This is a genomic window from uncultured Oscillibacter sp., from assembly GCF_947654275.1.
GTDB lineage: Bacteria > Bacillota > Clostridia > Oscillospirales > Oscillospiraceae > Oscillibacter.
Genome location: NZ_CANTJS010000001.1, coordinates 134,545 through 159,708, shown reverse-complemented (window position 1 = coordinate 159,708; position 25,164 = coordinate 134,545). Strand labels below are relative to the sequence as shown.

Here is a 25,164-nt window from a genome sequence, read left to right as displayed (position 1 = left end):
GCGAAAAGAAGGAGCGGAGCGAACGCGAAAAGAAGGAGCGGAGCGAACGCGAAAAGAAGGAGCGGAGCGAACGCGAAAAACCGTTGAAAATCACGCTGCCCCATCGAAACCGGGGCCGGAGCCGGGGCAGGTAACCGAATCAAACCTGTTCATATAGGTCGAAACAACCCCCCTTTTGGGGCGGTTTGACGGTCTGCTGCGCTCAAAACGTTAAACGTGTGCGCGGCGCCTGCTGCGCTGCCGGTGACTGAACAGAATCCATGGGATTCTGTTCAGCTTTTTTTGCTGGTCCATGGGAAGAATTTCATTGCCCGTCAGGCCCTGAACAGGGCTCCGACGGGTGTTTTTCCATATTTGCCCAGGAAAGGGCTGATACTCATTTCAAATAAAACGATTTCGTTTTATTTGAAACAGAACCGCACTCTGCGTTTCCGTTTTGCGCCGGAATGGCGCAAAACACGTCTCATAAGAATCCAACGCGCTTTCAGCGCTATAAAAAGCTTTTGAAAGCTTTTGAATGGATTCTAGTATGAGGGGAACGCCGCCGCTCCCTTTGACCGGACCGGCGGGAATATCTGGAAGCGCCCAGACTGCTTCGATAAATTTCGACAAAATTCGACAAACAACTTGTCTTTCCGCCTGGAGTTTGTTATGATGTTAACTGGAAAGGCAGGGTTTTCCTCGGGTGGATGGAAACCCTGCCGCATATGCTAAAGCAGCAAATGAGAGACGTTCGGCGGTCCGGGGATTCCTTGGGAGCGTCCGTCCAAAGGACGGCGGTCCCGCCCTGCATCCGCCCGCTTTTTGCCTGAAATCCGCTTGAAAAGAGATGAGCGCCGCATTGCGGCATCTTTTTCACAGATTTTAAGCAGGGCCTTGTTCAGATGTTTCCCCTGGAAAGGAGCTTCCTGTTATGGATCTGGAATCAAATGATTTTTCATCAATTCTGCCCAATGCCGCCGCGCAGCTTCGGAATAGCCTGGGCAGTCTTTATCTGGCGGCCAAGCGCCTGGCCCCTGCCGCCGACCGGGAAACAGATCCCGATTTGGACGCCAAAGCCGCTCTGGTGGACCAGAGCTATTATCAGATGCTGCGACTGGTGAACAATCTGGAGGACGTAGGGAGCCTGGACAGCGACAGGCCCTATCCCCTTCAGGATATCGACATTGCCAGGCTGGTGGAGGAGCTTTTTGAAAAGACCACGTCCCTGGCCGCTCTGCGGGGCCTGAATACCCGGCTCCTCTGCCCCATGGAGAGCCACATCTGCGCCTGCAGCCCGGATGCGCTGGAGCGCCTGATGTTCCACCTTCTGTCCAACGCCTTCAAATTTACCCCTGCCGGGGGCATGATTACGGTGGAGCTCAGCCGCATAAAGGGAAGGGTGCTTCTGTCCGTGGCGGATACCGGCCCCGGGATTCCGAAGGAACGCCGGCTGTTTCTGTTCCGCCCCTGCCCCAGCAGCGCGCCCACGCCCTTTGGCATGGGCCTGGGTCTGGCGCTGAGCCAGCGGATTGCCAGGGGCCTCGGCGGCGTTCTGTATCTGGACCAGGCCGTTTCCCGAGGCAGCCGCTTCGTGCTCTCCATTCCGGACCGCCTGTGCGGGGATGTGCCCGTTCTGTCCGACAACGCCTTTGACTACAGCGGCGGCTTCAACCGCAGTCTCCTGGGGCTGGCGGACGCCCTGCCCACCAGGGCGTTTCTGCTCCGAAACCAGTGAGGGAAGCGCGCAGGCCGGGAAGCAGGCGGGAAAATTCCGGCGCTGAAAAGCGGAGCGGAAAAAGACCAAAGGAGCGGGGTTGCGCGGCGGCGCCGGTTCCGGTATAATAAGAGCTGATAAGAGCGAAGGCAAACAAGGACCAGGTTCCGTCTGCTGACGCATACCGCTGTGAATTGATAAGGGAGGGTCCATGCAGAAACGCTATCATGCCATTTTCCCGGCAACTCTGATATTCTCCGGAGGACTGATGTTCCTGGGCCTGTTTATGGAAGCGCCGATGGATATTCTTCGGGGCCTGTGGCACATCGTCACCATGCAGGACCTTTTGATTACGGACTATGTCCTGATTGGCGGCCCCGGCGCGGCCCTGATGAACGCGGGCATCGTCACAGCCATTTCCATTTTCCTGATTAAGATTTCCGGCGACCCCTTCAATGGCTTCACCATTGTGGAAATGGGTCTGATGGCAGGCTTCTCCCTGTTCGGAAAGAACTTCCTCAACATCTGGCCCATCATTCTGGGCACCTGGCTCTATGCCCGCTATCAGAAGGAGCCCTTCTCCAAACACGCCTCCGTGGCGCTGCTGGCCACCTCTCTGGCCCCCCTGGTGAGCTATATGGCCCTGGGCAGCGTTCACGCCAGCCTGCCTCTGGGGCTGTTGACAGGGGTGGTCATAGGGTTCATTCTGCCCTCCCTCTCCACGTATACCTATAAAATCCAAAACGGCATGAATCTCTATAATATGGGCTTTGCCTGCGGCCTGTTCGCCATGATGATTGTGCCCATCCTCAGCGCCTTCGGTGATACTCCCGATGCGGTGCTCTACTGGGCCCAGGGCTATAACCGGGGCTTTGCCACGGTGCTGGGCCTGCTGTGCACCATCTCCGTTCTGATGGGCTTCTTCGGCGTAGGCCAGCCGGCCTGGGCCGTCTGGGCGGGCTGCCGCCGCCTGCTCTCCACCACCGGCCGGGCTCCCAGCGACTACCTCCGGATGTTCGGCTACGGCCCGGTGCTGGTGAACATCGGCGTCAACGGCCTCATCGGCACGGCGTATGTCCTGCTGGTGGGGGGAGATCTCAACGGGCCCACCATCGGCGGCATCTTTACCATCATGGGATTCTCCGCCTTCGGCAAGCACCCCTTCAACATTACCCCGGTGATGCTGGGGGTGTTTCTGGGGGCCTATGGAATGCACTACACACCGAATACCCCGTCCCTCCAGCTGGCGGGTCTCTTCGGCACCTGCCTGGCCCCGATTTCCGGCTATTTCGGCTGGCCCTACGGCATTCTGGCCGGGTTTATCCACTCCTGTCTGGTGCTGGAGACCGGCGGCCCGGTGGCGGGTCTGAACCTCTACAACAACGGCTTTTCCGGCGGTTTGATTGCCATTGTACTCTATCCCACCATCATCGCCATTGCCCGGCACCGCCGTCCGGAGATTCAGAACCAGGATTATTACGACCAGTTTGAGGAGAGCGCCCCCATCGACACGTCCTCCTGGCGAACCAGCCGGAAGGCGGCGGACGAAGCCGCACGGGCCTCCGGGCCGCCGGAGGATTCTTCTGCCACGTAGCTGTATAAAAACGGAAAAAACAGTCCATCCTTGTTCCAAAGGGGCCCTGACGGGCCGGGAGAGGATGGACTGTTTTATGCTGATGCAGGAAAGGGCCGCCAGGCGGCTGAGGCTTTTTGAAATCGCGCTGATGACCGGCCTGGCGGTGTTCCTGGCCTCGGGAGCCCTGGCGCTCCAGACCGGGGACCAGCTGGCGGACCGGGTGGTCCGGCTTCACGTGCTGGCCAATTCCGACAGCGAGGAGGACCAGGCCCTGAAGCTGCTGGTCCGGGACGCGGTGCTGGCCCAGGCGGAGGACATTCTGCGGCAGTCCTCCAGCCGGACCGAGGCGGAAGAGCGCCTGGCAGGGCAGCTTCCGGCCCTGGAGCAGACGGCCCGGGAAACAATTGCCGCCAACGGCTATGATTATGATGTGTCCGCCCAGCTGACGGACATGGCCTTTCCCACCCGGGAGTATGAGAGCTTTACCCTGCCCGCCGGAAACTATCTGGCCCTCCGCATAGTAATCGGCCAGGGAGCCGGCCGGAACTGGTGGTGCGTGGTGTTTCCGCCTCTCTGCACCGCCGCCTCGGGGGATGTGCCTGCCGCCGCCCTGGCGGCGGGACTGACGGAGGACCAGGTGGGCCTGATCACCGAGTCCGAGGGCTATGTGCTGAAGAGCAAGGCGGTGGAATTCTGGCAGAGCCTGCGGGAGAAGTGGGACTGAATTCTGCGTTTCCGTTTTGCGCCGGAATGGCGCAAAACACGTCTCATAAGAATCCAACGCGCTTTCGGCGCTATCAAAAGCTTTTGAAAGCTTTTGAATGGATTCTAATATGAGCCGCCTGCCCGTAAATCGAAACAGAAAACCCCGGAATGCCGCAAGGCGCTCCAGGGTTTTCTTGTTCCAATTTTCGTTTTTTCGTTTTTTGCTTTTTTGCTTTTTCGCTTTTCCCTTATGCCTCCAGGCTGATTTCCCCGCCTGTGTCCGGCGGAAGAGGCGCGGCGGCGGCGGCATACTGCCGGGCAGCGGTCTCCACCGGGGGGTGGAGGCTGGAAGCCAGGTCCTGGGCCTGCTTCCGCAGCTCCATCTGTACGGAGGAAATATGGGTCTGCATCCGGTTGTCAATCTCCGCCTCCCGGATATAGCCGGATTCCCGAATCATCCGGGCGGCCTGCTTCCGGCGGAGCTCCTGGCGCTGGCGCCGGGCTTCCCGGGTCCTCTGCTCCTGGGCCAGCTTTTTCTGGCGGATTTCCGCCGCCCGCTCCCGGTTCAGCTCCTGTTTTTTCTTTCCCGCCCGGTTCACAGCCTTCTGGAGCTGGTTGATGGCAGCCTGGATGCGCCTGGCGTTGTCCGGGTCGGTCCGCTTCGCCGCCTTCAGCCGGGCGATCTGCCGCCGGGCATAGCCCGCGGCGGCGTTGACGTCCGCCGGTCGGCGGGCCCGGGCCAGACGGGCATAGGCCTCAATGGGGGCGTCTCCATAGCGGGTGCTGCCCTTTTTCAGGCCCTGGAATTTCTCCCGGGCGGCCTCCGCCTGCTCCCGGGCGTCCTTCATCATCTCATAGAGGTCCAGGGACGAGCTGCCGGATGTCTCCTTCTTCGCCGGGCTCTGCGTCCCCGCGCCGGATGCCGCCGTCCAGGGCGAAACGCCGCTGCTGATGCCGGACATCATCATGCCCCCTTTCAGATAAAATACAGTTCATATGTCATATCGTCCGGCAGAGGAGCCGGGAAAAGAGGCGCAGGGGAAATTTTGTAGGTTTTTCCAAAAAAACCGGCAGAATGCCGGACTCCGGCACTCTGCCAGTATTCGCAAATCAGCTCAGGGGAATCCGAATCAGGGCGTCCAGGGCGATGTCAATCCCGTCCTCCACCGCCTGGGCCACATTGGCGCCGCCGGCGGTCTGGCTGTAGCCGTCCACGCCCACCAGCTCAAAGGCAGGGGCGTCCACCGCCAGAATGGCCCCGGCCTTCACGCCGTGAAGGGAGGACACCACCAGAAGACTTGCCGCTTCGTTTTCCATGGCCTTGACGCCGGCCCTGGCATAGAGCTTCACGGTGGATTCCAGGAAGCCGGGGTAAAACAGCGCCTGGGTCAGAACGATGCCCTTGTGGACGGCTATGCCCCGGTCCCGGGCCGCCTGGCTCAGGGCGGCCACTGTTTCACCGTCAGAGACGGCGGGGTAGGACAGGGGAATCATTTTTTCCGTGACGCCCTCCTCCCGGCAGGCGGCGGTGGCAATCACCAGACTGCCGGCGGTGACCTCCGGCTGCATGCCGCCGCAGGTGCCCACCCGAATCACCGCCCTGGCCCCGGCCCGCCAGAGGCTCTCGAAGGCGATGGCCGCGCCGCCGCAGCCCACGCCGTGGGAGGTCACCGCCACCGGAACCCCCTGATAGACGCCGGAATAGGTCCAGTATTCCCGGTTTTGTGCCAGACACACCGGGTTTTCAAAGCGCCGGGAAATGCGCTCCGCCCGGGCGGGGTCTCCGCAGACCAGAACCCGGGGAGGGATGTCGCCCTCCGCCACGTGGATGCAGGGGAGCAGTACCTTTTCAGTTGCTGTGGACATGGAAAAGCCTCCTGATGAAAAGATTTGTAATGCCAGACAGACGGAAGCCCGGGAGAGGGACCGGGTCCCTTTCCCGGGCGGTTCGGTTAAGCCTGACGCCTGGCGGACCGGCGGCTGAACAGCACCAGCGCCACGATGGTGGCCACATAGGGCAGGGTCATGGTCAGCTGGCTCTTAATGACGTTTTGAAGCGCCAGGCCAATGCCCTGGCAGAGGCCGAAGAACAGGCTGGAGAAAATGGTCAGCAGGGGATGAGACATGCCCAGGCTGGCCGCGGCCATGGCGATGAAGCCCCGGCCGGAGGTCATGTTTTCCGTGAACATGGTTACCTGGCCCATGCTCAGGGCGGTGCCGCCCAGACCGCAGAGGGCTCCGGAGAGGATCACCATCTGCATCTGAATCCGGGTGGCCTTGGTGCCCAGGCTTTCCGCCGCCGCCTTATTGATGCCCACGGACAGGATGTGAAAGCCGGACACGGTCTTGAACAGCCAGACGAACAGCAGGGCGGCGACAACATAACAGATATAGTCCAGGATGGTCAGGTTTTCCAGCACCCGCCCCAGGAAGGGGATGTCCCGGATGACAGGGAGATTGATTTTGTACAGAGGCACCAGCTTCGGGTCGTTCAGCACGCCCCGGAGCCCGAACAGAAGATAGAGCAAAAACGTGGTTCCGCCCTGGACCAGCAGGTTCAGCGACGTACCGATGACCATGTCGGCGGCCTTGTACTTCACCTGAAGCAGGGCCACCACCAGACCCACCAGAGCGCCGGAGAGAATGCCTGCGCCCACAGCCAGCAGCAGACTGCCGGTGGCATAGTTGACAGCGATGGAAAAGAAGCAGCCAATCAGCATCTGAGCCTCCAGCGCCACATTGAACACGCCTACCCGGCTGCAGATGGCGCTGCCCAGCGCCGCCAGCAGAATCGGCGTGGTGGAGCGGAGTGTGGAGTTGATGATGGAAGCGATATAAGCGGAACTCATGCCTGTGCCCCTCCTTCCTTTACGTCGTCCCTGACCGGCTTTTTCTGCCGGACCTTAAAGATCAGCTTCACGGACACAAAGAGCGTAATGCAGCACTGAATAATGGTGGCAATCTCCAGGGGAATGCCCAGGGACCGCTGAATGGCGCTGCCGCCGATCTGGAGGCCGGAGAGGAAGATGGACACAAAGAACATTCCCACCGGATTCAGGTCCGCAATCAGGGCCGCCATGAGGCCGGTCCAGGCGTAGCTGGTGGAGGAGAGCATACCGTCCGCGTAGCGGTACTTGAGGCCGAAGACCTCGGCGGTACCGGCGATGGAGGCGATGGCGCCGGAGAGGGCCATGGTAATAATCATGACCTTCACCTGCTTTGTGCCGCCGTAGCGGGCAAAGGAGGGGTTGAAGCCGCCCATCTTGGACTCATAGCCGAACACCGTCCGCGTGGTGATGAAGACCATGAAAATCATCACCGCCACCGCGATGAGGAAACCGGCGTTGAAGGTGCTGGTGGTGGACAGCCGGGGCAGGCGCATCAGCTCGTGGATTTCCGGGGTTTGAAGGGCCAGGCCGTCACCGGCGGTGTCCTTCAGGGGATAGGTGACGAAATAGCTGGTGATGTAATTGGCCACATAGTTCAGCATCAGGCTGGTGATGACCATGCTGACCTGAAACTTCCAGGTCAGAACGGCGGGCAGCAGGGCGTACAGCGCGCCGGCGATCATGCCGGCAATCCAGGCCAGCAGCCCCGCCAGAATCGGCGGGCCGGGGATAAACAGGGCGCATACCGTTGCCACAAAGGTGCCGGTGACCATCTGGCCCTCCACGCCGATGTTGATGTAGCCCGCCCGCCAGGCCATGCCGGTGGCCATGGCGCAGATGATGATGGGCGTGGCCCGGGTGAGGGTGGAAAAGAGGTAATAAGGCGTAAAGAAAGACTTGTTGAACATCTCGATGTACACCGCAATGGGGTTCTGGCCGCAGGCCAGAATGACCAGCGCGCCCACCAGCAGGCCGAACGCGACGGCGATCAGCGGCTGGCGCAGGGACCGCCACAGCCGCGGGCCAAGCTCCTTGGCATTATGAGACTGCTTCATTCAGCTTTCCTCCCATCATCAGAATACCCAGACCCTCTTCTGTGGCGTCTGCCTTGTGGAACTCGCCCACGGCGCGGCCCTCGTAGATTACATAAATGCGGTCCGACAGGGACATGATCTCCGTCAGCTCCGAGGAAATCAGCAGAACCGCGTCGCCCTGTTCCCGCTTTTCCAGAAGCTTGTTGTGAATGAACTCCATGGCGCCGATGTCCACGCCCCGGGTGGGCTCCGCGGCAATCAGCAGCGGAGAGTGCTGCTCAATCTCCCGGGCTACAATGAGCTTCTGGATATTGCCGCCGGAGAGCTCCCCGGCCTTTTGGGTCTGGCCGCTGTTGCGCACGTCGTATCCCTCCAGCAGGGACTGTGTGAAGTCCCGGGCCCCCTTGTTGTTCAGCAGCCCCTTTCTGGATATCTTGGAACTGCGCTGGTGGGCCATGATGGCGGTCTCCGTCAGGCTGGCTTTGGCGGCGCAGCCCCAGAGGTAGCGGTCCTCGGGGATGCAGGCGCAGCCCGCCGTCCGGATTTCGCCCACGGTTTTTCCGGCCACATCCTGCCCCTTCAGCATCACCTTGCCGGAGGTGGGCTGGAGCAGGCCGGTGAGGCACTGAATCAGCTCCGACTGGCCGTTGCCGGAGACGCCGGCGATGCCCACGATTTCGCCGCCGTCCACATGGATGCTGAAATGGTCCAGAATGTTCTTGGCCTCGCTGCCCGCCAGAACCAGGTCCTGCACGTCCAGCACCGTGCCGGTGGGCTTCCGGGGCGGGACCTGCCGCTCCACGATGCGGCGGCCCACCATGAGATAGGACATCTCTTCAATGCTGGTCTCTGCCTTGGGCATTTCCTGGATGTACCTGCCCAGGCGCATGACCATCACCCGGTCCGCCACCGCCATGACCTCATGGAGCTTGTGGGTGATGATGATGAGGCTCTTGCCCATCTCCGCCAGCTTCCGCATGGTCCGCAGCAGCTCGTTTACCTCCTGGGGCGTCAGCACGGCGGAGGGCTCGTCGAAGATGATGATGTCCGCGTCCTGATAGAGGACCTTTAAAATCTCCACCCGCTGCTGAAGACCCACGGGACAGTCCCCCACAAGGCGGCGGGGGTCGATGTGGAGGCCGTACTTCTCACAAAGGGCCTCGGTGACCCGGACAGCCTCCTCCCGGTCAAAGAAGAGGCCCTTTCTGGGCTCCCGGCCGTAGACGATGTTCTCCGCCACCGTGCAGGGGTTCAGAAGCATGAAGTGCTGCTGAACCATGCCGATTTTCTGGTTGATGGCGTCATGGGGGGAACGGAAATGCTGGAGCTGGCCGTTGAGATAAATCTCGCCGGAGGTGGGCTGCTCCAATCCATAGAGAATTTTCATCAGTGTGGATTTGCCTGCGCCGTTTTCTCCCACCACCGCCAGGATCTCACCCTTGTCCAGGGTGAGATGAACGTCATTGTTGGCGTACAGGGAGCCGTACACTTTGGTGATATGCTTCATTTCCAAGAGCAAGGAGATTCACCTGTCCTTTCCTTCCGGGTTTTCTCACTGCTGTTGCCAGCGCCTTGTAAAAAAGCAGACGGGAAGAGGGTATTCTTCCCGTCTGCCGGAACACTGTGAGTCAAGTGCCGTCAGCCGCAGACTTACTTTTTGCCCGCGTTGAATTCTTCCTCCGTGGGGAAGGTGGTGAAGTCCAGCTCGCCGGAGCCGATCTGCTCCGCTACGGCACGGATTTTGTCGATCTCCTCGTCGGTGAGGCGCTCGCTGCGGGGGTTGGGGGATTCATGGGTGACATACACGGCGCCGATGGTTCCCTCGGCAATGCCCCAGGTGCTGTCGGCCTTGCTGTAGCTTCCGCTGTAGAACTCATCAATCAGGTTTTTCATGGTGTAGTAGGTATCCTTGATCTGAGAGGACACAATATAGGGGTTGTCCGCATTGGTTTCGTCGATGTCCTGGCCGGAGGTGTAGAAGCCCTTTTCAATGGCGGCCTCGTACACGCCGCTGTCGCCGGCGGCAGCGGCTCCGTTGATGAAGAGGCAGCCCTGCTCAAACTGCTGAAGGGCCAGCTCCTTGGCCTTGGCGGGGTCGGAGTAGGAATTGGTGTAGTTGAACACGAACTGAGCGTCGGGGTCCACGGACAGGATGCCCGCCTGATAGCCCCAGCGCCACTTCCAGGAACTGGAGCTCTCGTTGCAGTGAACGCCGCCGTACATGTGGGATTCGCCATCTACGGTATAGGCGGCCAGCAGACCGATGAGGTAGGCGCCTTCCTGCTCCCGGTAGGAGATGCATTTGACATTGTCGTTGTCGACCTCGGAGTCAATCAGCACATAGTTGGACGCGTCGGGAAGCTCCTTGGCAATCTTGTCCAGACCGTCGCCTGCGGCCCAGCCGCCGCCGATGATCATGTCGTAGCCCTCGGCCGCCAGGGCGCGGATGTTGTCCTCAAAGGCGGCGGTGTCGGCGCACTCCACCACGGTGGGAGTGAAGCCATAGGTCTCGGCGGTCTCGTTCAGACCCCGCACCATCTCGGTCAGGAAGGGGTTCACGCCGATCTTGTCGCAGACCAGGCCGATTTTCATGCCGGCGCCGGGCAGCTCGCTGCCGCCGGAAGACTGGTCGCCGCCGGAGGGCTGGGACTGCTGGGCGTCACCGCCTGAGGGCTGAGAGCCGCCGGAATTTCCGCCGCCGCAGGCGGCCAGAGACATGGCCAGCGTCAGAGCCAGAACAAGAGCCAGAATCTTTTTCATTGTACATCCTCCATCGTTTATGATTTGTTCGATTTGTGCCTGACGTGCGGGATATGGGTGCTTTTCACAGGAACCTCCAGGGAACGGAAAAGTGACAAAATCCAACACTGCACCTGTAAAGCATTATAAATCAAGGTGTAATCTCTTGTCAATTTCTTTTTCATTGGCAAATTCATATTCAACACAAATGCACAATGACGCATGTGCTGTTTTGTTGAAATGTTGAAATTTGAAAGGTACTTTTCTTGGGATTGACAAGGAAAGCTTCAACAAATAGACCAAAGTAAACGCGCAAAAGCTCAAAACAACAATTTTCCACAGGAGATATGCAGGAACTGGAAAAGGGGCGGCGGACAGGCGGGGGACCGGCGCGGCTGCGTGAGCGTCTCCCGCGGCCCGGATTCCGCCCCTTCTCACCGGCGGCGACCCTCTCCGCATGGACGCCGCCCGGCCTCTGGGACAGCAGGCTCTGGAGGCCTCAAGGGGCCGCTGCGGGGAAAGCGAAAAGGGACCCTTTCGGGTCCCTTCGCCGCTGTGTCTGTTCTGTTTCCGCCGGAATTTCTAAAGAGAACTTCCCCGTCCGGCCTTTTCCGGCCATGAATCCGGGTTCTTACAGGCTCATTTTATAGATTTCCTGAATGTCCTCCACGCTGAGAGGCACGAAGGTCCGGTCGAAGTTGGCGGTCCGGGCCTTCCGGGCCATCTCGGCAAAGTGCGTGCTGTCAATGCCCACCTCCGTCAGCGTGGCGGGCAGACCCAGGGAATTGAAGAACTCACGGGTCTTCTGAATGGCGGTCTCCGCCTTTTCCCGCTGGGGGAGCGCCCGGTCCAGACCCCAGACCGCCTCGCCGTACCGGGCGAACCGGGCCTCGGTCTGTTCGCTGAGGACATAGCGCATCCAGTTGGGCGTCAGAATGGCCAGGCCCACGCCGTGTGTGACGTCGTAGAAGGCGGAGAGCTCATGTTCCATCCGGTGAACGCTCCAGCCCACCGGCTTGCCCATGTCCAAAAAGCCGTTGATGGCCCAGGAGGCGCACCACATGAGGTTGGCCTGGGCGTCGTAATCGTCGGGGGCTTCAATGGCCCTGGGGCCGTACAGCACGCAGGCCCGGAGAATGGCCTCCGCCATGTTGTCGGCCAGGTAGTTGGTTTCAATGGGACTGAAATAGTTCTCCAGGGTGTGGGATATAATGTCGGCGGTGCCTGCGGCGGTCTGGGACGCCGGGAGGGAACAGGTGTAGCTGGGGTCCAGGATGGACACGGCAGGCAGGCAGCAGGGAGCGCCGAAGGCCTCCTTCTCGTTGCTGTCCGGATTGGAGATGACGGCGATGTTGTCCATCTCGGAGCCCGTGGCCGCCATGGTCAGCACGGTGAAAAGGGGCAGGGCCTTCTCCGGCGCGGCCTTGCCGGCGGAGAAGTCCCAGGGGTCCCCGTCGTAGAGGGCGCCGGCGGCAATGGCCTTGGAGCAGTCGATGACGCTGCCGCCGCCCAGGGCCAGAACGCCGTCCAGGCCCTTCTCCCGGCAGAGGCGGACGCCCTCCCGGACGGTGCTGATGCGGGGGTTGGGCTCCACGCCGGGCAGCTCCGTCCACTCCACGCCGTGGGCCCGGAGCTGGGCCGCGGCGCCGTCATAGACGCCGTTGCGCTTGATGCTGCCGCCGCCGTAGACCATCAGCACCCGGCTGGAGCGGCTGGCTACCTCGGCCCCCAGCTTCTCAATCTGGCCCTTGCCGAAGTGGACCACAGTGGTAATGGCATAGGTAAAATTCTTCATTCAAAACATCCTTTCTTTCTCCGCTGGAGCGGGACATTGCTCACAAAAACTGAGGAAGTGCAACAATATTCAACAAAAAATTCAGCCGGTTTCAAGAAAAAATTTGCGGATATTTGACGGGAATTCCGGCCTGCGGGATTGACAGGGAAATATATTTGTGACATAATATGCAAAAAATGAGCCAAAAGTGAGAGAACCGCAGATGTTTTTCCGCCGGACCTGCCGGGCCGCTTGTGTTCCGGTTTTTGGAGAATCGGGAGGCCCTGCCGCCGAATGTGACGGAAAACGCGGCGTTTTATGTCAAAGTGACAGAAACGGAACAGGAGTGAGCTGCCTATGATGACTGCCCAGAGACGGGAGAAGCTGAAAAAGTATCTCCTGGAGTATAAGTCTGCCACCGTAGCGGAGATGGCCCGCCGGTTTCAGGTCAGCGGTCAGACCATCCGGCGGGATTTTGAGGTTCTGGAGATGGAGGGCTTCCTGCTCCGTTCCTATGGCGGGGCCACCATCAAGGACCGGAAGACCAACATGGTGCCCAATCAGCTGAAAAGCGGGCTGTTTGTGGACGAGAAAAAGTCCATCTGCCAGCAGGCCGCCCGGATGATCTATCCCAACGACTGCATTTTCATCGACCACTCCACCACCGCCCTGGCCCTGTGCGACGAGATTCGGAACCTGCCTCTGACGGTGGTGACCAACTCCTACCGGGTGATTGGTCAGCTCTCCGGCTGCACCAATATTCAGCTGATCTGCACCGGCGGCACCTATCACGGCGGCATCGAGGGCTTTACCGGACTGGAGACCGTCCGCTACCTCCAGCAGCACTGCATGGACAAGGCGTTTATCTCCTGCCGGGCCATTGATCCTCTCCGGGGCGTCAACGACGCCTATGAGACGGTTGCCAACGTGCGGCAGACGGTGATTGAGAACTCAGATCACGCCATTCTGCTGGCAGATCACACCAAGTTCGGCAAGTCCGGTTTTATCTCCGTCTGCTCCCTGGAGCAGCTGGACTGCATCATCACCGACCAGCCCCTGGACGCCGAGTGGCAGCGGCTGTTTGACGAAAAACAGGTCAAGGTGCTGGACGGCGCCTGATCGCACTCTCTTGGAAGCCGGGGAACTTTCCCCCGGCTTTTTTGCGCCGCGTTTCGGTCTGGAGGGTATTGGGAGCATGTCCCACGCGGCTGGGGGTTGGGTGTTCCCGACAGTTGCCCCTCTTTTTTGTGCCACGTTTCGGCCTGGAGGTTCCGGGGGCCTGTTCCACGCGGCTGGGAGCCGGGCGCTTCCGCCGGTTGCACCCTCATTTTTGCGCTGTGCCGTGGGTTCCGCCCACCTTGCGGCGGCGTCCTGTAGGGGTCGGGCTCTGTCCCGGCCCGTCTGCCGGAAGCCCGGCACAATTGGGAGCAGGGGCGGGCGCAGAGGCCCGCCCCTACGTCTTATCTTCCTGATAAAATGCGTGAACGAATACTCCTGCGCCCTCATTTTTGCGCCGCGCCGGGGGAGGAATTCCCCGGCCCGTCTGCCGGAAGCCCGGCCTGCATTTCATCGCCGGAAACGGCTCCGGGGCGGGCCGGTCCCTGTGGCAGGGCCGGTATCTCTCAGCCGTACAGACGCTTCACGGCGGCTTTGGCCTCGTACATGATTTTGTCCGCGTCCAGGGTCAAAAATTCCCCGTTTTCATAGAGAATTTTCCCGTCCACCATGGTCAAAACCACGTCGCTGCCCTGAGCGGCGTAGGCCACCAGTGCCAGGGGATTCAGATTGGGATAGAGATGAGGCCGCTGGAGGTCCAGGGCAATGAGATCCGCCTTCTTCCCGGTTTCCAGCACGCCGGTGTCCTCCCGGCCCTGGAGCTTCGCGCCGTTCCGCGTGGCCATGGTCAGGACCTGAGCGGGCTTCATCAATGTGGGGTCGTGGGTGAAACCGTTGTGCAGGATGGAGGCCAAGTGCATTTCCTCGAACAGGTTGAGGTTGTTGTTGCTGGCGGCTCCGTCGGTGCCCAGGGTCACATTGAGCCCCAGGTCCAGCATCCGGGGGATGGGGGCGAAGCCGCTGCCCAGCTTCATGTTGCTGGAGGGATTATGGATGGGGCTGACCCCCTTCTCCAGCAGCAGCTGCAAATCCTCCTCCGTCACGGCCACGCAGTGGGCGGCGGCGGTGGGGGAGTCGAAGGTACCCAGGTCATAGAACCACCGGGCGGGGGTCTTGCCGTATTTGGCGACACATTCCTCGTGCTCCCGGACGGTCTCGGAGAGGTGGACCTGCATCCGGCCGCCCAGGGCCTTGCAGTCGGCGCTGTAGGCTTCCACGATATGGGGGAAATTGGTATATTCGGCGTGAATGGCGAAGTCGATGCGGATGCGTCCGTTCTCCATGCCGTGGCAGTCCCTGAAGAGCTGGATGGACTCCGCGGCCCGGCGGTTCTGCGCGTAGGAATCCTCTTTGGAAAAGGCCTGACAGGGGCGGCAGAGGTTGGCCTTGATTCCCGACTCCGCCGCGTTCTCCACGGCGGTCATGGTTTCAAAATACATGTCGGAATAGCTGGTGGTGCCGGTGGCAATCATCTCCAGCAGGGCCAGGGCGTTGCCGGCCTTGATGTCCTGAGCGGTGAGGCGGTCCTCCACGGGCATCATCTTCTCAAACAGCCATTCCTGAAGGGGCAGATCGCTGCCGATGCCCCGCAGGAGCACCATGGCGGTGTGGCCGTGGCAGTTAATCAGGCCGGGCAGCAGCAGCTTCCCGCTCATGTCCTTCTCCTGCTCGTAGGCGGCCTGGGGCCGTTCCGTGCCGATATAGTCGATGGTATCCCCGTCAATGCCCAGATACGCGTCTTTCAGACAGCGGAAGTCCTCTCCCGCCAGAATGTCGCAGTGCTTTAAAAGCAGTTTCACGCGGGTTCCTCCTTTATTTAAATTGCGGCCACGATTTTCTTCATGTAGTCGCTGAAGGCTCCGGCCACCATCTGGGCGGTCTCGCCTACCTCGCCGTCGGTCAGGGGACGGTTCAGCACGCCGGCGGCCATATTGGTCATGACGGACAGGGCCAGCAGGGGCATCCCGCAGTGGGCGGCGGTGAGGGCCTCGGTGACGGTGGACATGCCCACGGCGTCGGCGCCCAGCAGCCGGGCGGCCCGGATTTCCGCCGGCGTCTCAAACTGGGGGCCGGTGAAGAACATATAGACGCCCTCGTGGACCCGGAGGGGCGAGTCCTCGGCGCAGCGCAGGGCCAGCTGCCGCAGCTCCGGGGTATACATCCGGGAGATGTCGAAGAAGCGGGGGCCGAACTCATCCACATTGGGGCCCCGGAGGGGGCTGTCCCCGGTGAGCTTGAGATGATCGGAGATAATCATGACGTCTCCCGGGCGGTAGCCGGTGTTCACCGCGCCGGCGGCGTTGGTGAGAATCACCGTTTTCACGCCCAGCAGCTTGAAGACCCGGACGGGGATCACCAGCTGCTCAAAGGCGTATCCCTCATAGGAGTGGAAGCGGCCGGACATGCACACCACTTTTTTCCCCGCGATTTCACCGAAGATGAGCTTTCCGGCGTGGGACTCCACGGTGGAGACCAGGAAGTTGGGGATGTCGGCATAGTCGATTTCCACCGGGTTCTCAATGGCCTGGGCGAAGGGTCCCAGGCAGGAGCCCAGGACAATGGCGACTTCCGGGGTGTAATCCACCTTGGTTTTCAGGAAATCCGCGCTTTTCTGGAAGTATTCATAGGTATAGGTCATGGGGACGCCCTCCTCTTTTGTCTCCGCGGGGAGTTTCACCGCCGCAGGAATTTTTATCATTGTAACACAGGGCCAGTTTTGTGTCAATTAGACAGAAACCCACAATAATAAACGCAAAATGGTCAAAAAATAAAGAGCCTCTTGGGGGATACGGCAGGAGGCCGCTGGCGAAGCAAAGCGGATTTTTCCGTTTTTCTCCGAAAAAGCTGGACAAGTGCGGGAAGATATGTTATTTTGGTACTGTCAACAGCGGGTTTTCCTCCCGGGGAGGAAAACAACGAAAATCAACAATTGTACAAAAGGGACGGAGGGGGGCACTATGGAGCAAACAGTTTTGGAGTGGGCCCGCCGGGACCCGGTCCGCTACAGTTATCTGCTGGACTTTTACCGGCGGGGCGCTCGGATTTTGCGGGCCGACGAAACGGCCCTGGTTCTGAAGCATGATGAAATCAATATCTGCTACGCCGCCGGTCCCGCCGCGGATCATCCGGCTCTGCGGGGCTGTTTCCTGGTTCTGACCGATGATGAGGACACGGTGAAGGCCCTGACGGAGGCCGGAGTCTACCGGGAGATCATGCCCTGCGCCCAGGCTGTCTATCTGAAGGAGGAGGCCCCCCGGGTCTCCCGGCCCGGCGTCAGCCTCCGGCCCCTGACCATGGAGGACATGGACTTTGTACTGGAAAACTACCACCATCCCGGCGCTTATGAGGAGCACATCTGCCGCCGCATTGCCGAGGGCATGACCGGGGCCGTGGCGGACGGGGCTCTGGCGGGCTTTGCCGGCTTCCATGAGGAGGGCAGCATGGGCCTTCTGGAGGTCCTGCCCCAGTTCCGCCGCCGGGGAATCGCGGAGGTGCTGGAGTGCGAGCTGATCCGGCGGCAGCTGGAGCGGGGCCTGCTGCCCTACTGCCACATCCAGCCCGGCAATGACGCCTCCACCGCCCTGCAGAAGAAGCTGGGCCTGACCTTTGACAGCCGGACGCTGTACTGGCTGGGCTGAGGGCCCCCGGCGGTTCTTCCCCCTTTATATCTTTAATCTCAAAATTCCAATGGGTACAATCAATACAGAAAGGACACACAGCCTATGACGATTCAGGAAATGCGGCAGGCGGTATGCGACTGGTCCAAACAGTCCTACGCCGAGAAACTGTTTGCCGGCACCAGCGGGAACCTCAGCGTGTACGACAAAGAGCAGGACGTGATGGTCATTACCCCCACCTCCGTCCCCTACGAGACCATTACCCCGGAGGATATGGTGGTCCTGCGGCTGGACGGCGAGATTCTTGAGGGAAATTACCGTCCTTCCTCCGAGTGGCGGATGCACGCCGCCGTTTACCAGGCCAAGCCGGAGGTGAGCGCGATTATCCACACCCATTCCCCCTACGCCACGGCCTTCGCTGTGAACAACAGGGGCATCCCCACCATTCTGATTGAAATGGTCCCCTTCCTGGGGGGCGATGTGCCTCTGGCCAAATTCGCCGTTCCCGGCACCCGGGCCGTGGGAGACGAGGCGGTGAAGGTCCTGGCGGAGCGGACCGGCTGCCTGCTGGCAAACCACGGGGTCCTGGCCATTGGGGCCAGCCTGGAGCAGGCCCACATCCGGGCCGTCTACATCGAGGACGCCGCCAAAATCTGCTCCATCGCCATGGCCAACGGGCCCATTGTCACCATGAGCGAGGCGGACATTGCCGCCATGAAACACGGGTAAGGGGGACACGGATTATGATGAAACGCGCAGACGAGGGCGTGGGCTTCCTGCTCCGCTATGAAAATGTGGCCTGGTACGAGGACGGCGCGGTCCGCATCCTGGACCGGCGCATTTACCCCGTCCGGGTGGAGTATGTCACCTGCCGCCGCCACGAGGAGGTGGCCCAGGCCATTGCCGACATGGTGACCCAGAGCGGCGGGCCCTATCTGGCGGCGGCCATGGGCATGGCCCTGGCGGGCTATGAGGCCAGGGACCTGCCGGAGGCGGACCTGCTGGCCCATCTGGAGCAGGCCGCCTATCACCTTTCCCACGCCCGGCCCACCACCATGGCAAAGATGATCCGGGTGACGGAGCGGGCCATGAACGCCGCCAGGGCCGCCCTGGAGGCGGGGAAAACCGGCCTGGAGCTGGTGGAGGCCCTGCGGGAGAACGCGGTGAATCAAATCAACGAGAACTATATCCGCTACACCGCCGTGGGAAAGCTGCTGGCGGACAAGATTCCCCAGAACGGCACCATCATGACCCAGTGCTTTGCGGAGACCGTCATCGGCACCATGCTCCGGGAGTGCCGGGAGCGGGGCAACGCCGTCAAGGTTATCTGCCCGGAGACCCGGCCCTACTTCCAGGGGGCCCGGCTCACCGCCAGCGTGGCCTGCGACATGGGCTTTGACGTGACGGTGATTTCCGACAACATGCCGGGCTACACCATGAAGGAAAAGCACGTGGACCTGTTCACCTCCGCCGCCGACGTCATCACCATGGACGGCCATGTGGTCAACAAGGTGGGCACCTTCCAGATTGCCCTGGCGGCCCGGTACTGGGGAATTCCCTATTTCGTCACCGGCTCCCCCAACCCCAGCCACCCGGACATGAGCTCTGTGGTGATTGAGGAGCGGGACCCCCTGCTGGTGATGGACGCCATGGGCACCCGCACCACCATGGAGGGCGTCAAGGGCTACTATCCCGCCTTTGACGTGACGCCGCCCAAGCTCTGCGACGGCGTGGTTACGGAGAAGGGCATTTTCTCCCCCTTCGATCTGGGGCGTTATTTTGAGAATTGAAAGCTGACTGCTGAAACTGAAAAACCGTAACGAGAGCGGGAGACAGGCCGACGGTCCTGTCTCCTGCTTTTTCGCCGTTTAGAGCCGGTTTCCCAGGGGATTCGTCGGTTTTGACGGAAAATAATGCGGCTTTCAATATTTTTTGGGGAATTCCTCTCGACAGGGCTCCCTTTTTATGGTATAATCTTTGCGAGAACACAATTTCGGAGGACCGCGGCGTGCTGTCCCGCCTGGCGCCTCCGGCAAAAAAACAGCGGAACTTGTGTGGAAGTGCCTGATGATGCGGACCGGCCCGGGGGAGGGCGCCGGTCCGCTTTTTGCAGTTTTTCGCAGGCGTTATCGTCACCGCAGCCGAAAAGAAGCATTTGCTTCTTTTCAACAAGTACGGCGATGATTCGCCGCCCAGGCCGCAAAACGGCCTTGCGGAGGACTTCATAGTAAGCACATCGGGTTTTTACCTTACCCGTCAGCGGCTCCGCCGCTGTTTGAAAATCGGTATCTGCCGATTTTCAACTGTGCTGACTATATCAGGCAGGACGATGCTTCCCCGCTCTGCGGTCTTGGGTCCAACCAGCCGTTCCGCGAGCCCCCGGATGCGGGGGAGCGGATGGAACACAGGCGGCCGCCGTGACCGGCGGCTGAATCCAAAACAGGAAAGGATGATTCAATTGATCAATCACAGTGAGCTGAGCGTACTGGACCTGATGATTATCGGGGCCTATCTGGTTTCCATGGTGGCGGTGGGCGTCTACTTTGTCAGGCGCATCAAAAATGTGGGCGATTACTACGTGGCGGGCCGGTCTCTGGGGCCCCTGGTGATGATGGCCACCGTCTGCGCCACCATCATCGGCGGCAGCGGCCTGATGGGCCGGGCGGGCGTCGCCTATTCCAGCGGCTTCAAGGCGGTGATGACCGCGATCCCCTATCTGCTGGGGATGTTTATTTTTTCGGGCGTCTCGGGCCGCATTTCCGACATCGGCATGCAGCACGACGTGACCTCCATCCCGGACCTGTTCTCCCGCCGGTTCGGGAGGACCGCCAAGGTGTTCCTGGCGGCCATGGTGGCCTTTACCATGATGGGCACCGTCGCCTCCCAGGTGACGGCCACCGCCACCATCATCAACATGCTGGGGGGCCAGGTGGGACTGTCCTATGAGGCGGGGGCCCTGATTGCCTGCGTCATCTTTATGGTCTACACCGCTTCCAGCGGTCTCTTCGGCGTGGTCTACACCGACGTGCTTCAGTTTTACATGCTGATTCTGTTCGTGTATATCCTGATTCCCGCGGCGTCCCTGAGAAGCATCGGCGGTTTCTCCGTCTTCGCCGCCAATCTGGACCCGGCCCTTGCCCGGCCCTATCTGGACGGCAAGATTCTGGGGGATGTGGTGACCTATCTGGTCTTCACCATGGCCGGCGCGGAGATGTGGCAGCGGGCTTTTGCCGCCAAAAACCGGGGGGCCGCCAAGAAGGGCATGTTCCTGGGCACGGCGGTCTACGGCGTCACCATTGCCCTGGTGTACTTCATGGGCGTGGCGGCCCACCAGATTATCGGTGACGATGTTCTGGCCCGGTACGGCAATACCGACGCGGTGGTGCCCGCCCTGGCTATCCATGTGCTGCCTGTGGGCCTGACGGGTCTGGCGTTGGCGGGCATTCTGTCCGTCATCATGTCCACGGCGGACAGCTATCTGCTGGTGTCCGTCCAGACCTGCGTCCACGACATCGGCAAGACCTTCTTCCCGGAGATGAAGGACAAAACGGAGATTTTCCTCTCCAGAATCTTCTCCATCATTCTGCCCCTGGGCGCATTGGTCATTGCGCTTTACATCAAGAACGCCTATAATATCCTTATGTTTGCCTGGAGCTTCTACGCCGCCGCCGCCGGACTGCCGGCCTTCGCGGCGCTGTACTGGAAAAAGGCCACCGCCCCCGGCGTCATCGCCGGCATGGCGGCGGGCTTCGCGGTCTGCGTCGGCTGGAAGCTGATGGGCGAGCCTCTGGGGCTGGGCTCCGCCGTCCCCGGGACCGTCGCCTGCGGCATCGCCCTGGTGTCGGTGAGTCTGGCAACCTGCAAAACACATCCCTCCGTCTTCCTGACCGTGAAGAAGCAGGAGGGCTGAGGGCGGAGCGAGTCATTTCACCCGGGGCCGGGCCCCGCGAAAGGAGCGGTTTATCATGACGCTGACACTGAATATGATCTGGGACGCGCAGCAGGCCCTGTCCGGCATTGCCCGGCGGACCCCCCTGGACCCGGCCCCCAGGCTGGGGAAGGGCGTTTACATCAAGGCGGAAAATCTCCAGCTCACCGGGGCCTTCAAGCTCCGGGGGGCCTATAACAAGATTCGTTCCCTGACGCCGGAGGAGGCCGGGCGGGGCGTCGTTGCCTGCTCCGCCGGGAACCACGCCCAGGGGATTGCCCTGTCCGCGTCGAAGCTGGGCATCCGTTCCGTCATCTGTATGCCCGCCGGCGCGCCCATCAGCAAGGTGGAGGCCACCAAGGGCTACGGCGCGGAGGTGGTTCTGGTCCCCGGCGTCTATGACGACGCCGCCCGGGAGGCGGAACGTCTGGTGGCAGAGGAGGGCTATACCTTTGCCCATCCCTTCAACGATCCCCTGGTCATCGCCGGGCAGGGCACCATCGGCCTGGAGATTCTGGAGCAGCTGCCGGAGGTGGATCAGGTGGTGGTGCCCATCGGCGGCGGCGGCCTCATCGCCGGCGTGGCCTTTGCCATCAAGCACCTGAAGCCGGACTGCCGGGTGGTGGGCGTCCAGGCCGCCGGGGCCCCCTCTATGTACCTCTCTCTCCAGGAGGGGCGGCCCGCGGAGCTGTCCGGCGTGTCCACCATTGCCGACGGCATCGCCGTGAAGCGGCCGGGGGACCTGACCTTTGAGCTGTGCCGGAAGTACGTGGACGAGGTGGTCACCGTGTCCGAGGATGAGATTGCCTCTGCCATTCTGGCCCTGATGGAGGAGCAGAAGACCGTGGCCGAGGGGGCCGGGGCTACGCCTGTGGCCGCCTGCATGTTCGGTGAGGTGCCCACCGAGGGGCGGAAAACCGTCTGCGTGGTCTCCGGCGGCAATGTGGACGTGACGACGCTGTCCCGGGTCATCACAAAGGGCCTTTCCAAGGCGGGCCGTCTGGTGGAGCTCACCACCAAGGTGGCGGACAAACCGGGGAGCCTCCTGCAAATGCTTCAGGTGGTGTCGGACAGCGGGGCCAATATCATCAGCGTCAGCCACAACCGGGAGGACAAGGAAACCGACGTGGCGGCCTGTATCGTGACCCTGGTGCTGGAGACCCGGGACCAGAGGCACGTGGAAAATCTCTGCCGGGAGCTCACCGCCCACGGCTACCTCATGCGCTAGGAGGCAGGGACCGCCGGGCGGTTCCGGAGCCGCCGGACTGTGGAATTCTGCACAAAAAACGGCGATCTATTTTGTGCGCTTTGCTGGTTTTTTCAAAAATCCAAAAATTTTTTCCGAAAAAATAAAACCTCGGCGTTTTTCAAACGCACTTATTTATAGAGGGCAAATTCAGGCCCGAATATAAAAAGGAGGATCTTGAAGAATGAGACGACTGAAACGATGGACGGCGGCGCTGTGCGCGCTGGTGCTGATGGTGTCCGCCATACCTGGGGCAGGGGCTTACGAGCATAAAAGCGCGTGCCCCAAATGCGGTACGATCATGGAGTACACGCCGGTCCAGCCCACCTGCATTGACAACGGCTATATGTATATAGTCTGTCCCCAGTGCGGCAGCTGGGGCACCGGGGTGGGCGCCTATGATGAACTGGAAAACGGCGGCCGCTCCCTGGGCCACGACTACGGCCCCAACAAGGACGGCGTCTGCTCCCGCTGCAACGACGACGCCCGGCCCCCTCAGACCCGGCCCGGTCTGGACATCGACTCCAGCTATCTCGTTGGCGAGGACGGCCACACCCACAACTTTAAGCTCATGGGCAATATGTTTGCCCGAAAGGACAACGAGGGGCACAAGGAGTGGGTCTGCCAGACCTGTAAGTTTAAGATGATGGAGGATGTGCCTCCGCTGGATGAAAACGGCATGGCGCAGCCGGGCAGCACCTTCCGGATACCCGGCTCCTCCGGAAGCGGGTCTACTTCGACCAGGCCCGGCGGTTCCACCACCAACCCCGGCGGTTCCACCACGAACCCCGGTGGCTCCACTACAAACCCCGGCGGCTCCACCACGAATCCCGGTGAGACCACCAACCCTGGCGGGTCCACCACCAACCCCGGTGAGACCACGAACCCTGGAGGAACCACCAACCCCGTCACACCGGAGCCTCCTGTTACGCAGCCGCCGGTTACACCCGGCACCCCCTGCGCCAATGGCCGGCATACCTGGAAATATCTGACGGAACAGGCGACTTGTACCAAAGAAGGCCGCTATTACCGGAGCTGCTCCGCCTGCGGCGCAGAGGAGAGCATCCGGACGCTCCCCAAGAGCGATCACGGATGGAAATATGAGACCGTTCCTGCCACCTGCACCGCCGAGGGCAAGGCTACCCGAAGCTGTCCTGACTGCGGTGCGGAAGAAACCTTGCGGACGATTCCCATGCTTGCGCACAGCTGGGAGAAAAAGACCATTCCTGCCACCACCTCTTCTGCCGGAAGGATCTATCAGGTCTGTTCTGTCTGCGGCCAGGAAGAGACCCTTTCCGACATTCCCCGGAAGCTCCATGATGGCAGCGGAAGCACGGAGATGCCCAAGCTCAGCCAGGCGGAAATTACTCAGCTGCTGAAAAACGCGCCTTTGCGGGGCAGCAGCATTTACGACAAGGAATATGACGTGGAGCCTTCCTATAAGGCTCCCTACGCCATCGGCAAGGTTACGGACAGTCTGCTTCAAGAGGCCGCCGCCCGGCTGAACGCCATGCGGCGCATCGCGGGTCTGCCCTCTGTCACCCTGGACGCCAGCATGTGTGAAAGCGCCCAATACGGCGCGGTGGTCAACGCCGCCCTGAATGAGCTGACCCACTATCCCAGCCAGCCGGCGGGGATGGACAAGGGATTTTACCAGAAGGGCCGGGCTGCCGCCAGCTCCAGCAATATCGCCTGCGGCTATTCCCTGGTGGGCTCTGTGGACGGCTACATGGATGACAGCGACGCCAGCAATATCAGCCGGGTGGGCCACCGAACCTGGCAGCTCAATCCCAAGATGGGCAAGGTGGGCTTTGGCATGGCCGGCGCTTATTCCATGGAGATGGCTCACGACCAGAGCGGACAGGGATGCAGCTTTGACTATATCGCCTGGCCCGCCTCCGGCAGCTTCCCCAGCGACATCTTCGGTAAAGACTACGCCTGGAGCGTGCATCTGAATCCCTCTGTTTACGCCGCCCCTGCCGTCAGCAGTCTCACCATTACCCTCACAGGAGACGGCAAAACCTGGACCTTCCGGGGCAGCGAACGCTACACCGCCGCCCATTCCGGAAAATATTTCAACTACATCAGCGGTTACGGCGGAGTGGGCTATGGCCTCATCTTCCGGCCTGACGGCATCAGCGTCTACGACGGGACCTACTCCGTCCGCATCGACGGGCTGAAGCTTCGGGACGGTACTCCTACCTCTCTCAACTTCCAGGTGGACTTTTTCAATACCGGCCTGGAGGACACCGGCATCCCCCAGGGCCAGCAGCCAAATCAGATTCCCCAGCTGCCCGACTCCGTGGCCAGCGGCAACCCCTTCACCGACGTGCCGGAAAGCGCCTACTATAAGGACGCGGTGCTCTGGGCCCTGGGGAACAACGTCACCACCGGCGTGACGGAAACCCAGTTCCAGCCCAATTCCACATGCACCCGGGGCCAGGTGGTGACGTTCCTCTGGCGGGCCAAGGGCTGCCCCGAGCCCCGGACCCAGAGCAACCCCTTCACCGACGTGAAGAGCTCCAGTCCCTTCTACAAGGCCATTCTCTGGGCCCAGGAGAACGGTATTACCACCGGCACCACAGCCACCACCTTCAACCCCGGCGGCACCTGCACCAACGGCCACGTCCTCACCTTCCTGTGGCGGGCCAACGGCCAGCCGGCGGCCGGCGGCTCCAGCTCTCTGGCAAGCCAGTACCCCAACCAGTACTTCACCGGCGCGGTGGGCTGGGCCCAGTCCAAGGGGCTGCTGAATAACGGCGGCTCCGGGCTGAACCCCCGGGCCCAGTGCCCCCGGTCCGATATCGTGACCTATCTCTACCGAAACGCGTCCAACAGCTGAAAA

Annotated in this window: 19 protein-coding genes; 10 read left to right on the top strand and 9 right to left on the bottom strand. The window is 61.2% G+C overall.

Annotation, left to right across the window (positions count from 1 at the left end; genetic code table 11):
- The first annotated feature begins 913 nt into the window (after positions 1-913).
- The 3 genes from Q0063_RS00635 to spoIIR all read left to right on the top strand — a co-directional run bounded on the left by Q0063_RS00635 (position 914) and on the right by spoIIR (position 3,996).
- A complete protein-coding gene (locus Q0063_RS00635; protein ID WP_297870025.1) occupies positions 914-1,717 on the top strand; it encodes a sensor histidine kinase KdpD in 804 nt (267 codons plus the stop codon).
- 190 nt (positions 1,718-1,907) lie between these two features.
- Positions 1,908-3,290 (top strand): DUF1576 domain-containing protein, encoded by a 1,383-nt coding sequence (locus Q0063_RS00630; RefSeq protein ID WP_297870024.1) that lies wholly within the window; start codon positions 1,908-1,910, stop codon positions 3,288-3,290.
- A 76-nt stretch (positions 3,291-3,366) separates the two neighbouring features.
- Complete coding sequence (spoIIR, locus tag Q0063_RS00625; RefSeq protein WP_297870023.1) at positions 3,367-3,996, top strand: stage II sporulation protein R; 630 nt, start codon at positions 3,367-3,369, stop codon at positions 3,994-3,996.
- A 229-nt stretch (positions 3,997-4,225) separates the two neighbouring features.
- Here spoIIR and Q0063_RS00620 read toward each other — a convergent pair whose 3' ends face one another.
- The 7 genes from Q0063_RS00620 to Q0063_RS00590 form a co-directional block, all read right to left on the bottom strand.
- Positions 4,226-4,939: a hypothetical protein gene (locus Q0063_RS00620; RefSeq protein WP_297870022.1), complete on the bottom strand. Its 714-nt coding sequence runs from the start codon at positions 4,937-4,939 to the stop codon at positions 4,226-4,228.
- Positions 4,940-5,087: 148 nt separating this feature from the next.
- Positions 5,088-5,843: a nucleoside phosphorylase gene (locus tag Q0063_RS00615; protein ID WP_297870021.1), complete on the bottom strand. Its 756-nt coding sequence runs from the start codon at positions 5,841-5,843 to the stop codon at positions 5,088-5,090.
- A gap of 86 nt (positions 5,844-5,929) precedes the next feature.
- Positions 5,930-6,826 (bottom strand): ABC transporter permease, encoded by an 897-nt coding sequence (locus tag Q0063_RS00610; protein ID WP_297870020.1) that lies wholly within the window; start codon positions 6,824-6,826, stop codon positions 5,930-5,932.
- Positions 6,823-7,920, bottom strand: coding sequence for an ABC transporter permease (locus Q0063_RS00605; protein WP_297870019.1), 1,098 nt, complete (start codon positions 7,918-7,920; stop codon positions 6,823-6,825). Before Q0063_RS00605 ends, Q0063_RS00610 begins: the two co-directional genes overlap by 4 nt.
- On the bottom strand, positions 7,904-9,406 hold the full coding sequence (locus Q0063_RS00600; RefSeq protein ID WP_297870029.1) for an ABC transporter ATP-binding protein: 1,503 nt from the start codon (positions 9,404-9,406) through the stop codon (positions 7,904-7,906). Before Q0063_RS00600 ends, Q0063_RS00605 begins: the two co-directional genes overlap by 17 nt.
- Before the next feature lie 143 nt (positions 9,407-9,549).
- On the bottom strand, positions 9,550-10,659 hold the full coding sequence (locus Q0063_RS00595; RefSeq protein WP_297870018.1) for a BMP family protein: 1,110 nt from the start codon (positions 10,657-10,659) through the stop codon (positions 9,550-9,552).
- Positions 10,660-11,269: 610 nt separating this feature from the next.
- Positions 11,270-12,433, bottom strand: coding sequence for an iron-containing alcohol dehydrogenase (locus tag Q0063_RS00590; protein ID WP_297870017.1), 1,164 nt, complete (start codon positions 12,431-12,433; stop codon positions 11,270-11,272).
- 336 nt (positions 12,434-12,769) lie between these two features.
- Here Q0063_RS00590 and Q0063_RS00585 point away from each other — a divergent pair, with 336 nt between their 5' ends.
- Positions 12,770-13,531, top strand: a complete 762-nt coding sequence (locus Q0063_RS00585) for a DeoR/GlpR family DNA-binding transcription regulator (RefSeq protein WP_297870016.1) — start codon at positions 12,770-12,772, stop codon at positions 13,529-13,531.
- 503 nt (positions 13,532-14,034) lie between these two features.
- Here Q0063_RS00585 and Q0063_RS00580 read toward each other — a convergent pair.
- Positions 14,035-15,327 carry an amidohydrolase gene (locus Q0063_RS00580; protein WP_297870015.1) on the bottom strand — a complete coding sequence of 431 codons (1,293 nt, stop codon included), beginning with the start codon at positions 15,325-15,327 and terminating at the stop codon, positions 14,035-14,037.
- A gap of 17 nt (positions 15,328-15,344) precedes the next feature.
- Positions 15,345-16,166, bottom strand: a complete 822-nt coding sequence (locus tag Q0063_RS00575) for a purine-nucleoside phosphorylase (protein ID WP_297870014.1) — start codon at positions 16,164-16,166, stop codon at positions 15,345-15,347.
- Positions 16,167-16,485: 319 nt separating this feature from the next.
- Here Q0063_RS00575 and Q0063_RS00570 point away from each other — a divergent pair, with 319 nt between their 5' ends.
- The 6 genes from Q0063_RS00570 to Q0063_RS00545 all read left to right on the top strand — a co-directional run bounded on the left by Q0063_RS00570 (position 16,486) and on the right by Q0063_RS00545 (position 25,161).
- A complete protein-coding gene (locus tag Q0063_RS00570) occupies positions 16,486-17,166 on the top strand; it encodes a GNAT family N-acetyltransferase (RefSeq protein WP_297870013.1) in 681 nt (226 codons plus the stop codon).
- 84 nt (positions 17,167-17,250) lie between these two features.
- Positions 17,251-17,874 carry a class II aldolase/adducin family protein gene (locus Q0063_RS00565; protein WP_297870012.1) on the top strand — a complete coding sequence of 208 codons (624 nt, stop codon included), beginning with the start codon at positions 17,251-17,253 and terminating at the stop codon, positions 17,872-17,874.
- A gap of 14 nt (positions 17,875-17,888) precedes the next feature.
- Complete coding sequence (locus tag Q0063_RS00560; RefSeq protein WP_367180303.1) at positions 17,889-18,935, top strand: S-methyl-5-thioribose-1-phosphate isomerase; 1,047 nt, start codon at positions 17,889-17,891, stop codon at positions 18,933-18,935.
- 659 nt (positions 18,936-19,594) lie between these two features.
- Entirely contained in the window at positions 19,595-21,055 is a 1,461-nt protein-coding gene (locus Q0063_RS00555) for a sodium:solute symporter (protein WP_297870011.1), read from the top strand.
- 55 nt (positions 21,056-21,110) lie between these two features.
- Entirely contained in the window at positions 21,111-22,301 is a 1,191-nt protein-coding gene (gene ilvA / locus Q0063_RS00550; RefSeq protein ID WP_297870010.1) for a threonine ammonia-lyase, read from the top strand.
- Positions 22,302-22,503: 202 nt separating this feature from the next.
- Positions 22,504-25,161, top strand: coding sequence for an S-layer homology domain-containing protein (locus Q0063_RS00545; RefSeq protein ID WP_297870009.1), 2,658 nt, complete (start codon positions 22,504-22,506; stop codon positions 25,159-25,161).
- Positions 25,162-25,164: the final 3 nt, after the last annotated feature.

Bases quoted from the DNA above. Each gene is read 5' to 3' on its own strand.
- Q0063_RS00635 (WP_297870025.1), top strand. From the start codon at position 914: ATGGATCTGGAATCAAATGATTTTTCATCAATTCTGCCCAATGCCGCC.
- Q0063_RS00630 (WP_297870024.1), top strand. From the start codon at position 1,908: ATGCAGAAACGCTATCATGCCATTTTCCCGGCAACTCTGATATTCTCC.
- spoIIR (WP_297870023.1), top strand. From the start codon at position 3,367: ATGCTGATGCAGGAAAGGGCCGCCAGGCGGCTGAGGCTTTTTGAAATC.
- Q0063_RS00620 (WP_297870022.1), bottom strand. From the start codon at position 4,939: ATGTCCGGCATCAGCAGCGGCGTTTCGCCCTGGACGGCGGCATCCGGC.
- Q0063_RS00615 (WP_297870021.1), bottom strand. From the start codon at position 5,843: ATGTCCACAGCAACTGAAAAGGTACTGCTCCCCTGCATCCACGTGGCG.
- Q0063_RS00610 (WP_297870020.1), bottom strand. From the start codon at position 6,826: ATGAGTTCCGCTTATATCGCTTCCATCATCAACTCCACACTCCGCTCC.
- Q0063_RS00605 (WP_297870019.1), bottom strand. From the start codon at position 7,920: ATGAAGCAGTCTCATAATGCCAAGGAGCTTGGCCCGCGGCTGTGGCGG.
- Q0063_RS00600 (WP_297870029.1), bottom strand. From the start codon at position 9,406: ATGAAGCATATCACCAAAGTGTACGGCTCCCTGTACGCCAACAATGAC.
- Q0063_RS00595 (WP_297870018.1), bottom strand. From the start codon at position 10,659: ATGAAAAAGATTCTGGCTCTTGTTCTGGCTCTGACGCTGGCCATGTCT.
- Q0063_RS00590 (WP_297870017.1), bottom strand. From the start codon at position 12,433: ATGAAGAATTTTACCTATGCCATTACCACTGTGGTCCACTTCGGCAAG.
- Q0063_RS00585 (WP_297870016.1), top strand. From the start codon at position 12,770: ATGATGACTGCCCAGAGACGGGAGAAGCTGAAAAAGTATCTCCTGGAG.
- Q0063_RS00575 (WP_297870014.1), bottom strand. From the start codon at position 16,166: ATGACCTATACCTATGAATACTTCCAGAAAAGCGCGGATTTCCTGAAA.
- Q0063_RS00570 (WP_297870013.1), top strand. From the start codon at position 16,486: ATGGAGCAAACAGTTTTGGAGTGGGCCCGCCGGGACCCGGTCCGCTAC.
- Q0063_RS00565 (WP_297870012.1), top strand. From the start codon at position 17,251: ATGACGATTCAGGAAATGCGGCAGGCGGTATGCGACTGGTCCAAACAG.
- Q0063_RS00560 (WP_367180303.1), top strand. From the start codon at position 17,889: ATGATGAAACGCGCAGACGAGGGCGTGGGCTTCCTGCTCCGCTATGAA.
- Q0063_RS00555 (WP_297870011.1), top strand. From the start codon at position 19,595: ATGATTCAATTGATCAATCACAGTGAGCTGAGCGTACTGGACCTGATG.
- ilvA (WP_297870010.1), top strand. From the start codon at position 21,111: ATGACGCTGACACTGAATATGATCTGGGACGCGCAGCAGGCCCTGTCC.
- Q0063_RS00545 (WP_297870009.1), top strand. From the start codon at position 22,504: ATGAGACGACTGAAACGATGGACGGCGGCGCTGTGCGCGCTGGTGCTG.